Raw genomic sequence first — 10706 nt, 5'->3', positions numbered from 1 at the left:
GTGCCCGGCCTTCCTCGATGCATCCCCACCACAACTGCCAGTACCTCCGTGGTCAGTGTGAGAGATACAGTAGGTCCAAATTTAATGCCCGCGGAGCTGGATTCAAGTTCAGCTTTCGGAGGAGTGATGCAACGGGGCGGAAACTCGATCATTTCGCGAACAGACGGATCTCTTTGCGGCGGCAAAGGAATGTCTCCCATTCGAAAAGGCACCAGGCAGCCAAGGCTTTAGCAACGGCATTGAAGGCAGGATGTGCGGGCTTTCTGTGAAGGTCGCGCCCCGGACCGATAGCAACGCCCACGACATCGGATTCTCCTGGAGGTTACCCGGCAAATCCGGGTGCGTTCAGATCGCGTCTTTTGGAGTGGTGTAGCTCGGCTTGTTGATCGCCGTGCCTTCCGGCTGGGCCGGGAATGGGTCAGCGCGCCGCAGCGGGCAGGCTGATGATGGGATCATCGCTCATTTGTGCGATGGTCTCAAGGGTCATGTAGCGGGATCGTTGAACGGCCCATTCGTCATTCTGTTCGAGCAGGAGTGCCCCGACCAACCGGACGATGGCATCGTCGTTGGGGAAGATGCCGACGACGTCGGTGCGGCGCTTGATCTCGCCGTTGAGGCGCTCGATGGGATTTGTCGAATGCAGCTTGGTCCAATGCTGCCTGGGAAAGGTCATGTAGGCGAGCACATCTTCCTCGGCATTGTCCATGAGATTTGCGAGCTTTGGCACTTTCGGGCGAATTTGATCGGCAACGCTACGCCACTGGGTGCTTGCGGCCTCAGGCGTATCCTGGGCAAAGGCGGTGGCGATGAAGGCGGACACCACCCGTCGACCACTCTTTCCGGCGTGGGCGAGCGCGTTTCTCATGAAGTGGACCCGGCAGCGCTGCCAGGTGGCCGAGAGGACTTTGGAAACGGCAGCCTTGATGCCTTCATGGGCATCGGAGACGACGAGCTTGACGCCGCTCAAGCCGCGCCTGGTCAGCTTGCGCAGGAACTCGGTCCAGATCGGCTCGGCTTCCGATGTGCCGATCTCCATGCCGAGCACCTCGCGCCGCCCATCGGTGTTGGCGCCGACCGCAATGATGACGGCGACGGAAACGATGCGCCCGCCGCGCCGGACCTTCAGATAGGTGGCATCGATCCAGAGGTATGGCCAATCGCCTTCGATCGGCCGGGCCAGGAACGCCTTGACCTTATCGTCGATCTCCTCGCACAGGCGGGAAACCTGGCTCTTGGAGATGCCCGACATCCCCATCGCCTTGACCAGGTCGTCGACAGAGCGGGTCGAGACACCTTGGATGTAAGCTTCTTGAATGACGGCGGTCAAAGCCTTCTCGGCCATGCGGCGCGGCTCCAGGAAGCTCGGGAAATAGCTGCCGGTCCGGAGCTTGGGGATACGCAGTTCCACCGTTCCGGCCCGCGTTTCCCAATCCCGCTCACGGTAGCCGTTACGTTGAGCAAGCCGCAATGCATTCTTCTCGCCATAGGCCGCGCCGGTCTTGGCGCCGACCTCCAGCTCCATCAGCTTCTCGGCCGCAAAGCCGATCATCTCACGCAACAAATCCGCATCGGCACTCTTCTCAACGAGCGAGCGCAGGTTCATCATGTCATCGGTCATCAGTGCTCTTTCCATCAGGTTGGTCTTGAACAACCCGACCCTACCGGAAAAACATTGATGACCACCCGCAAAGCCGCTCACTCGCTACAGCGCTGTTGAGGGCGCGCTCGCGAGCGGCTTCGCTACCGCCGAGTTACACCTCTCCCAGGGACACGACCTGCGTTCACGCACAGGCTTGGTTCCCGTCAGTCTCGCGGCAACCTGCCGAGAAGCAGTCTATTGCCGGCATGGTTTCCGCAGCCGGAGCATTTCAACCGCTTCGCGACACTGACAAGCGTACTGCTTTTGCCCATCTGCCGGCCAAGCTCCCAGCGATCGATTGGTGCACGCTTTCGGCAAGCCGGGCAGGCTGCCACGAGCACAAACATTTCAGGCAGTGATCCGAGCGTTTCATGACCAGGATCGACCGCATAGTCAGCGGGGCGCGCCAGATCGATGCCCTTGCGGTGACGCATGTTCAATTCCGTTCAAAGGCCGGTTTCCATCCGCGGGTCATACCACGGCTCATCACCCCTTCGGCTAAGGCAAGCTGGTGGCGCAAATGCCTGATGTCTTCCAGCAGCGTGGCAATCGTCGCGTTCACATCGTCGTCGTGCCAGGCGAGCGCGGCTTGCACTTCGAAATCCACGTCTTCCTTGGTCATCGGTAACATCAGTGCAGATCCAGGCTGAGTTGCTGACCTTTGAGCACAGGCAATGGCCGACCTATTTCGATCTTGCCGAAAACGCGTTTGCGACGCTCAGCGTCTCGCTCCCGTTCTGCGCGGCTGGCCGCAACGACTGAAAGAGCAGTTGCGATGACTTGTTCTGCACGGGTCATGAGAACCTCCATGGGAATGTTCTCATTTTGTTCTCTTGTCGCCGAAAGTCAATCGGTAATTTTCCGGCGTGCCTGTCGCCGTTTTGCCAACGTTACCGACACATCAGGACACAGCCACAGGATGTCGGAGGAATGAAGGCGATCTTAAGAGCCTGATGTGACATCACCGCTCACCGCATCTGTCTTGATCGTAGCGGGAGGCGTATGCGACGAAACGGATGCGATTATCTTCATCGCTGCTGCCAACAACAAAATAGCGGCAGGCAAGACCAGCGCATTCCATTGCGGCATGGCATCTCCGGTCTCGGCAACCAACGTCACGAAGTGAACGACAAGATAGAGAATGATCATCTGAAAGAAGAGGTTCTTCAGCTCGGCGATACCTTCGATCACCATCCATTCCGGTAATTTCTTACGCCAGGGCGAAGATGGACTAATGACGAACCCCACGGTAATCGCACAGCCGAAAATGACCAGCACGATACCGAACAGCAACTTGTCGGTACCCTGCAGGACCGCGGTAATGACGGCTTGATCCGGGTCGGTTCGGATGTAGGCGAAGGCTTCCCAGATTGTCAGCAGGCCTTCCCAGAACATCAGGAAAGACGCGGCGATGACACCGACAGATGCCAATGCCATCACGTAACGCAAACTCAATAACAGAGCGATCATTTCGTCTCGTCCCCGGAAGGCGGCTTTCTCGCAGGTCAGTTTCGGAAAACGAAATCACTATTGGCGGTAACCATTCAGTACCATCAACTCGCTGTTGCTGTCCATTCCGCGTCGAGTGCCATCCTCCTCCTCAAAGATGTGGCCGAAGGTGGCCGTGCCGGGATTGTGAAATCAACGCCAAGCCGCCGGCGACTGATGGGAACGCATGGTGCGGCCACGCCTGATCTCAGATTGTCAACGAACTGTCTGACAAGGCATTTGATTTTTTTCAACATCGCGCAATATTTCATACACGCAGAAATAGAGCCTCAGGGCATGGTTCCGCGGCGAACAAGTAAATTGGCTTTGCGAACGGTAATCAGGCGCAAGGGTGTCTCTGATTGCCGCAACCGGAGCAGGCGTGGCTCGCAGCCGCGCAAATAGCGTTTTGGTGTCTGGAGGTCTTCTCGTCGGTGCTTTGCTTGGGTGCCAATTCCTCTTCTCCATGTCCAGACCCCGTCCGAGGCCCTCAAGGCGCGGCTCTTTGGCCTCAGGACGCCAGATTGCAAGTGCGAAGCCAAGGTTAGGTCAATCGCCAGCGGTGGCGAAGCCCTTTCAAAGCCAGTTCAAGGAGCAACGATGCCTTCTCCTCAGACCAAGTTTTCGGCCTGGACACTGATGGGCATCGTGGTTGGTTCCATGGTCGGCGCGGGAATTTTCTCGCTGCCTCAAGCCTTCGGAAAGGCGACGGGACCGCTCGGTGCGGTGATTGCCTGGACGATTGCCGGTGTCGGGATGCTGATGGTCGCTTTCGTGTTCCAGACCCTTTCGGAGCGGCGACCTGACCTCGACGCGGGCATATATGCCTACGCCAAGGAGGGATTTGGCAACTACGCCGGCTTCCTGTCGGCGCTCGGTTACTGGAGCGCTGCGCTTTTAGGCAACGTATCGTATTTTGTTCTCATAAAATCGACCCTCGGCTTGTTCTTTCCAATGTTCGGAGATGGAAATACGGTCGTTGCGGTCGTGACCTCTTCGTGCCTGCTCTGGGCAATGCACTGGCTTATTCTTCAAGGCATCCGCCAGGCCGCCGCATTAAATGCTGTCGTAACGGCTGCAAAGCTCATTCCAATCATGGTTTTCATCGTACTGGTGCTACTTGCCTTCAAATGGGAGGCCTTCAGCAGCGGATTCTGGGGAAGCGGAGATCGCACCTTCACTGCAATCGCCGATCAGGTGCGCAGCACCATGCTGGTCACCGTATTCGTCTTCGTTGGCATCGAGGGTGCAAGCGTTTATTCGCGATATGCAAAGAAGAGGTCTGACGTCGGGATCGCCACGGTAGGCGGATTTCTGATCGTCCTGGGCTTGATGCTGGCCGTGACACTGCTGTCCTATGGCATACTCTCGCCCGGTGAGCTTGGCCAACTTCGCAATCCCTCCATGGCAGGTGTCCTTGCAGCGGCAGTGGGCCCATGGGGTGCCGTTTTCGTCAGCGTCGGATTGATCATCTCCGTCGCCGGTGCCTATCTTGCCTGGGTGCTGCTTGCCGCGGAGATCCTATACTCCGCGTCGAAATTCGAAACGATGCCTCGGTTTCTGTCGAGGGAAAACAGCCGAGGCGTGCCTGCCAATGCGCTCTGGCTGACAAATATCCTGGTTCAGCTATTTCTTATCATAACGCTTTTCACCCAATACGCCTTCACCTTGGCGGTTGCGATGACCAGTTCAATGATCTTGATCCCCTATTTCTTTGTTGCAGCCTATGGCGTCAAACTCTGCTGGAGCCAGGGGGGAACAAGACAACGTCCTGCCCGGGCAGAATTGATGCAATCTTTGCTGGCGCTGATCTACACGAGTGGTCTGATATATGCAGCCGGCGCAAGGCATCTGCTTCTCACCACCCTTCTCTATTGTCCCGGTACGGTTCTCTTTTCCTTGGCGAGACGGGAGCAGGGCAAGCGGGTCTTTAACCATTGGGAAAAGGCCGCTTTCGCCCTGCTATTTCTAAGTGCAGCCGCGACTATATTCGAAATTGCAAATGGGAGAATTAGCATATAGCGTCAGACAACTCATAGGGGCAAAACCACCCCCTTCCAGAATGCAAAAGCCTTACATCAAACTGACAGCTGAACAGAGATAATGCTTGAACTGAGAGGTTTTCTCAAATGGCAGAGTCGCAGCAGAAGTTCTCACTATTTTCTCTGACCGCAATGGTGGTCGGCTCCATGGTCGGAGCCGGAATTTTCTCTCTACCACGTACTTTTGGTATCGCAACGGGTCCCTTCGGCGCGATCGTTGCCTGGTGCATTGCCGGCGGTGGCATGTACATGCTGGCGCGCGTTTTCCAGGCACTTGCCGAACGCAAACCCGGTCTTGATGCCGGTGTTTACGCATACGCCAAGGAAGGCTTCGGCGACTATCCAGGCTTCCTGTCCGCCTTCGGCTACTGGATCGGCAGTTGCATCGGCAACGTGTCCTACTGGGTCTTGATCAAATCAACGCTCGGCGGCTTCTTTCCGGTCTTCGGCGACGGCAACACGGTGGTTGCGATCGTCGTCGCATCGATTGGAATCTGGCTGTTCCACTTCATGATCCTGAAAGGCATTCAGCAGGCGGCCCTCATCAACACCGTCGTGACGGTCGCAAAAGTCGTACCGATCATCGCCTTCATCATCATCCTCTTCGTCTTTTTCAAGCTCGATCTGTTCCGGCTGAACTTCTGGGGTGGCGAAGGCATGCCCGAAGCCTCGCTGCTCGAGCAGGTGCGGGCAACGATGCTGGCAACCGTGTTCGTCTTCATCGGGATCGAGGGGGCCAGCAACTATTCGCGCTACGCGCGCACGCGCACCGATGTCGGCACCGCCACGATCATGGGTTTTGTCGGCGTGAGCGCGTTGATGGTCCTTGTCACGTTGCTGCCCTATGCCGTCCTGCAGCGTCCCGAAATCGCCGCCATGAGCCAACCTTCGATGGCGGGCGTGCTTGCCGCAGTGGTCGGCCCCTGGGGTGCGGTCTTTATCAGCATCGGCGTCATCGTTTCGGTTCTCGGCGCCTATCTCGCCTGGTCGCTGGTGTGCGCCGAAGTGCTCTACATCGCAGCACGCACGAACGACATGCCCCGTCTGTTTGGAACGGAAAACCAAAACAAGGTTCCAGCGGCTGCCCTTTGGTTGACCAATGGCATCGTCCAGCTCTTCGTCATCAGCACCTATTGGTCGCGAGACGCCTTCGCGCTGATGCTGAACCTGACCAGCGCCATGTCGCTCATCCCGTATCTCTTTGTCGCTGCATTCGGCTTCCTGCTGGCGAAGCGGCGACTGACCTATGACCTCAGACCGGAGGAACGCAACCGGGATCTGACCATCGCGAGCATTGCGGCCATCTACACGATCTTCATGATCGTCGCCGGCGGCATGAAGTTCGTCCTGCTCTCGGCTCTTCTTTATGCACCCGGAACAATTCTCTACTTCTGGGCGCGGCGCGAGCAGGGCAAGCAGATCTTCAACACGGCCGCAGACTGGGTGATCTTCGCCGCCGCCGTTATCGGCTGCATTGTCGCGATCATCGCTTTGGCCACGGGATACCTGACAATCTGAAAAGGAGGAAACGCATGTCTTCTGCAAGTTCCACCCCTCAGGCATTTGGCGTCCATTCCGAAGTTGGGCAGTTGCGCAAGGTTTTGGTGTGCGCTCCCGGGCGTGCCCACCAGCGGCTGACACCGTCAAATTGCGACGCGCTGCTGTTTGACGATGTGCTTTGGGTCGACAATGCCAAGCGAGATCACTTCGACTTCATGAACAAGATGCGCGACCGCGGTATCGAGGTCGTGGAAATGCACAATCTCCTGGCCCAGACGGTCGCCGTGCCCGAAGCCAAGAAGTGGATCCTCGACCACCAGGTCGCCCCCAACCAGATCGGCCTCGGCCTCATCGACGAAGTGCGCTCCTATCTCGAGGGTCTGTCTGACCGTGATCTCGCCGAAACGCTGATCGGCGGTTTGTCGACGTACGAGTTCCCCGAGGCAATCGGAGGCGAGCAGCTGGCCCTCATTCGCGATGCAGCCGGCGTCAACGAATACCTGCTGCCGCCACTCCCGAACACGCTTTACACGCGCGACACGACCTGCTGGATCTATGGCGGCGTTACGCTAAACGCGCTCTACTGGCCCGCGCGCCACGAAGAGACCATCCTCACGACTGCAATCTACAAGTTCCACCCGGATTTTGCTGGCAAGGTCAACGTCTGGTGGGGCGATCCGACCAAGGATTGGGGCCTTGCCACGCTCGAAGGTGGCGACGTGATGCCCATCGGCAAGGGCAACGTCCTGATCGGCATGAGCGAGCGCACGTCGCGCCAGGCCATCAGCCAGGTCGCCTCAGCGCTGTTTGAGAAGGGGGCAGCCGAGCGCGTGATCGTCGCGGCGATGCCGAAGCTGCGCGCCGCCATGCATCTTGACACCGTGTTTACCTTCGCGGACCGAGACTGCGTGCTGCTCTATCCGGATATTGTCGATGGCATCGACGCCTTTTCCTACCGGCCGAACGGCAAGGGCGGTGTCGAACTGCACAAGGACAAGGGTAGCTTTGTCGAGACGGTCCGTGACGCTCTGGGACTTAAAAAGCTGCGGGTCGTCGAAACTGGCGGCAACGACTATGTCCGCGAACGCACCCAGTGGGATAGCGGCGCCAATCTCGTTTGCGCCGCGCCGGGCGTCGTCTATGCCTATGACCGCAACACCTATACGAACACATTGCTTCGCAAGGAAGGTATCGAGGTCATTACCATTACTGGCGCCGAGCTCGGACGCGGACGTGGCGGTGGCCATTGCATGACGTGTCCGATTATCAGAGACCCCGTCGATTATTGACAAGCTGAAGTCTTGCCCATAGGTGGCAAGCCGCTAAAGAGGTCAACAACGCGTATGGCGATGAGGGATGCGGGGCGCGCGCGGGCCCAGCGCACTTGTTGTCTGTTGCCCGACAAAGCAGGGATTTGATCCTGTCCGTCTGTGGACGAAAACCGAGACAACGCGGCATGACCTGAGTGCGGTTCCCGCTCGGGGATACAGCAGTTGCCGTCGCCGGTCGTCGGCCATTGCGATTGAGGACGCCGGCAATCACGTCCTCATCGGCAACGACGGAGTTATCATACTCATCCGAACTTGAGGCCTACGTCGGACATGCGCCCGGGAGCGGCAGTCTTGTCTTGTGGTTGTCCCCAGTGCCGAAGTTCTCCCGGCTAGCCAGCACAGATATTCCTGTCTAGTGTCGGGCCATTCTAGTCAGGGCCATACTGGGCACAGTGGGTTCCTCAGAGAGGCGAGTTTGTAGCCGGGTGCTCTCGGATTGGAAGATGCGGCTGACGACAAACCGGCCACTCCCTCACCTTATTTCAGGCTGCAGTCAGAAATGCCCTCCAAAAGGCGGGTGCTCGCCGGAGGTTATCGTTGATGTCAGAAAAATCGAGGTTGCCCAGGCCAAGGATCGGCAGCATTTCGCTTTGCGTCGCAACCGCAATCTATATCCTTCTCTTCTGCAACAAGACATTCTGGACCAAGGCGGCCGCTTACCTTGGCAGCGGCAGCGGGCCGCTCTTGATGCTCTGTCTGGCAATGCTCTGCCTCTTCGTTGCGGCAATAACACCATTCTCGACGAAGTATCTGATCAAGCCTTTTCTTATTTTCCTTGTCTTTGCTGCGGCGCTTGCGTCCTATTTTACCGACACGTTTGGGGTGATTGTCGACGCCGACATGATCCGCAACGCGATGGAGACAACGCCAGCGGAAGCGCAGCATCTTATAACAGCTGACCTGGCCCTACACCTGCTGCTTTTCGGCATATTGCCTTCAGTCTTGATAGCTTGGGTCCGTATCGAGCATCGCCAATTCCTTGGCAAACTCGTTTGGAACACGATCGCAATCGTTGGATCTTTGGCGGTCTTCGGCATCTGCGGCATTACGTATTCTCGCGAATACACTGCGGCTATAAGGGAGCGGAGGGACATTACCAGGAGCGTCAACCCGGTAGCGCCGATTGTCAGTACCGTTCGCTATTTCTTGAGTGCCAAAAAAGAGGCAGCCATCGTTGCGCAGCCAATTGGAACGGATGCTAAAGTGCAGCCCCCCGTCGTCCCAATCGGCAAACCGCGGGTGACGATTGTCGTTGCAGGGGAAACAGCGCGCGCCCAGAATTTTTCACTGGGCAGCTATCGTCGCGAAACAAATCCGCGCCTCAAAGCCGAAAACGTCATTTATTTCTCCAGCACCACAAGCTGTGGCACCGCCACCGCGACGTCTCTACCTTGCATGTTCTCAAAGTTCCCTCGCTCCGAGTTCGACCATGAAAAGGGGTTGGCGTACGAAACACTTCTGGATGTCTTGACGCATGCCGGGATCGATGTCGCGTGGTTCGACAACAACACCGGCAGCAAGGGTGTTGCCAATCGGATCACATATGTCGATCTGGCGAACTCCTCCGACCCGCGCTTTTGTCAGGGTGGCGAGTGCTTGGACGGTGTTTTCTTTGACAGGCTCGATGAATGGCTGAACAGCGTCAAGGGCGACAGCGTCCTTGTGCTGCATCAACTAGGCAGTCATGGCCCCGCTTACTATCTTCGCTATCCTGAGGAACAACGCAAGTTCAGACCGGATTGCCGCACGGAGCAGCTTGGCAATTGCTCGGCCGAGGAGATCGTCAATGCGTACGACAATTCCATCCTCTATACCGATTATTTCCTCTCGAGCGTTATCGATCGGCTGAAGGCCCGTTCGGGTCAGATCGCCGCCAGTTTGTTCTATATGTCCGATCACGGGGAGTCGCTGGGCGAGAACGGCCTTTATCTTCACGGGACTCCCTATTTCTTTGCTCCCCCTCAGCAGACGCAGGTGCCGTTCCTGACGTGGATCGACGATGATTTTTCGAAGTCCATGGCATTGGACACTTCATGCCTTCGTCGAGAAACGAACGAGGCGACGTCGCACGACAATTTCTTCCACAGCGTGCTGGGAATGATGAGGGTATCGACGTCCGTCTACAAACCAGATCTCGACGTTTTTTCCAAATGCACCAAGGGGAACTTCTGATGACGATGCAAGGGCCGCCGTCTTGGCCGCCTGTTCTGCTGGATCTGCGGCCACCCGATGGCAGCGGCTTTTCGTTGCTCCGTTCCATTCGCAGTAGGGACAACGATCTTCCCGTCATCATTATGACAACTCAAGATCAGATCGGCGATCGCATGGCAGGAATGAACGGAGGAGCGAACGATTTTCTCGTGAAGCCTTTCACGCTCCACTCGACCGCGGCCTCGACCCTCGTCGCTCTATTGGCCAGCGAGTTCTATCGGGTCGCAGCCGGTTTCCTTCCCGAACAGGAGTTGCCGTATGCGATGGTGCTAATCCCTCTTCTTGCGTCCATTGTCGCGCTCACGGCTCGCGTCAGTGCTCCGAAGAAAACGAGGCGTATTCAATGAATTCAAGACCACTCACTAAAGTGCTCGCCGGCAGAAATAGTCGTCGACAGTCCGAGTGGGGCAAATTCCAGCCGACGCGGAGAACACTCTCCTTCGCATCGGCTCGACCAACATGGCGTTTGCACCTTTCTAATGGAGCGAAAGGTCA

General features: G+C 57.3%; 10 protein-coding genes. 6 read left to right on the top strand and 4 right to left on the bottom strand.

What is annotated here, in order from left to right; all coding sequences use genetic code 11:
* Positions 1 to 418: 418 nt before the first annotated feature.
* From NBG89_RS26590 to NBG89_RS26580, 3 genes are all read right to left on the bottom strand, one after another.
* On the bottom strand, positions 419 to 1618 hold the full coding sequence (locus NBG89_RS26590; protein WP_431320261.1) for an IS256 family transposase: 1200 nt from the start codon (positions 1616 to 1618) through the stop codon (positions 419 to 421).
* 185 nt (positions 1619 to 1803) lie between these two features.
* Positions 1804 to 2073, bottom strand: coding sequence for a hypothetical protein (locus NBG89_RS26585; protein ID WP_431323282.1), 270 nt, complete (start codon positions 2071 to 2073; stop codon positions 1804 to 1806).
* A gap of 2 nt (positions 2074 to 2075) precedes the next feature.
* Entirely contained in the window at positions 2076 to 2270 is a 195-nt protein-coding gene (locus tag NBG89_RS26580; RefSeq protein WP_431323281.1) for a hypothetical protein, read from the bottom strand.
* 2 nt (positions 2271 to 2272) lie between these two features.
* Here NBG89_RS26580 and NBG89_RS26575 point away from each other — a divergent pair, with 2 nt between their 5' ends.
* Positions 2273 to 2401, top strand: a complete 129-nt coding sequence (locus NBG89_RS26575; protein WP_431323280.1) for a hypothetical protein — start codon at positions 2273 to 2275, stop codon at positions 2399 to 2401.
* A gap of 180 nt (positions 2402 to 2581) precedes the next feature.
* Here the strand turns inward: NBG89_RS26575 and NBG89_RS26570 are convergent, their stop codons facing one another.
* Positions 2582 to 3109 carry a YqhA family protein gene (locus NBG89_RS26570; RefSeq protein ID WP_431323279.1) on the bottom strand — a complete coding sequence of 176 codons (528 nt, stop codon included), beginning with the start codon at positions 3107 to 3109 and terminating at the stop codon, positions 2582 to 2584.
* A gap of 618 nt (positions 3110 to 3727) precedes the next feature.
* Between NBG89_RS26570 and NBG89_RS26565 the strand changes: the two genes are divergently transcribed.
* From NBG89_RS26565 to NBG89_RS26545, 5 genes are all read left to right on the top strand, one after another.
* Positions 3728 to 5149: a basic amino acid/polyamine antiporter gene (locus NBG89_RS26565; protein WP_431323278.1), complete on the top strand. Its 1422-nt coding sequence runs from the start codon at positions 3728 to 3730 to the stop codon at positions 5147 to 5149.
* A gap of 107 nt (positions 5150 to 5256) precedes the next feature.
* Positions 5257 to 6687: a basic amino acid/polyamine antiporter gene (locus tag NBG89_RS26560; RefSeq protein WP_431323277.1), complete on the top strand. Its 1431-nt coding sequence runs from the start codon at positions 5257 to 5259 to the stop codon at positions 6685 to 6687.
* A gap of 14 nt (positions 6688 to 6701) precedes the next feature.
* Complete coding sequence (gene arcA, locus NBG89_RS26555; RefSeq protein ID WP_431323276.1) at positions 6702 to 7958, top strand: arginine deiminase; 1257 nt, start codon at positions 6702 to 6704, stop codon at positions 7956 to 7958.
* Between the two features lie 582 nt (positions 7959 to 8540).
* Positions 8541 to 10172: a phosphoethanolamine transferase gene (locus NBG89_RS26550; protein WP_431323275.1), complete on the top strand. Its 1632-nt coding sequence runs from the start codon at positions 8541 to 8543 to the stop codon at positions 10170 to 10172.
* A complete protein-coding gene (locus NBG89_RS26545; RefSeq protein ID WP_431323274.1) occupies positions 10172 to 10558 on the top strand; it encodes a response regulator in 387 nt (128 codons plus the stop codon). The genes NBG89_RS26550 and NBG89_RS26545 overlap by 1 nt, the downstream gene beginning before the upstream one ends.
* Positions 10559 to 10706: the final 148 nt, after the last annotated feature.

The organism is Rhizobium sp. YTU87027, assembly GCF_050644135.1.
Classification (GTDB): domain Bacteria; phylum Pseudomonadota; class Alphaproteobacteria; order Rhizobiales; family Rhizobiaceae; genus Rhizobium.
The sequence above is the reverse complement of the archived record's forward strand: the minus strand, read 5'-3'. Positions and strand labels throughout refer to the sequence as shown.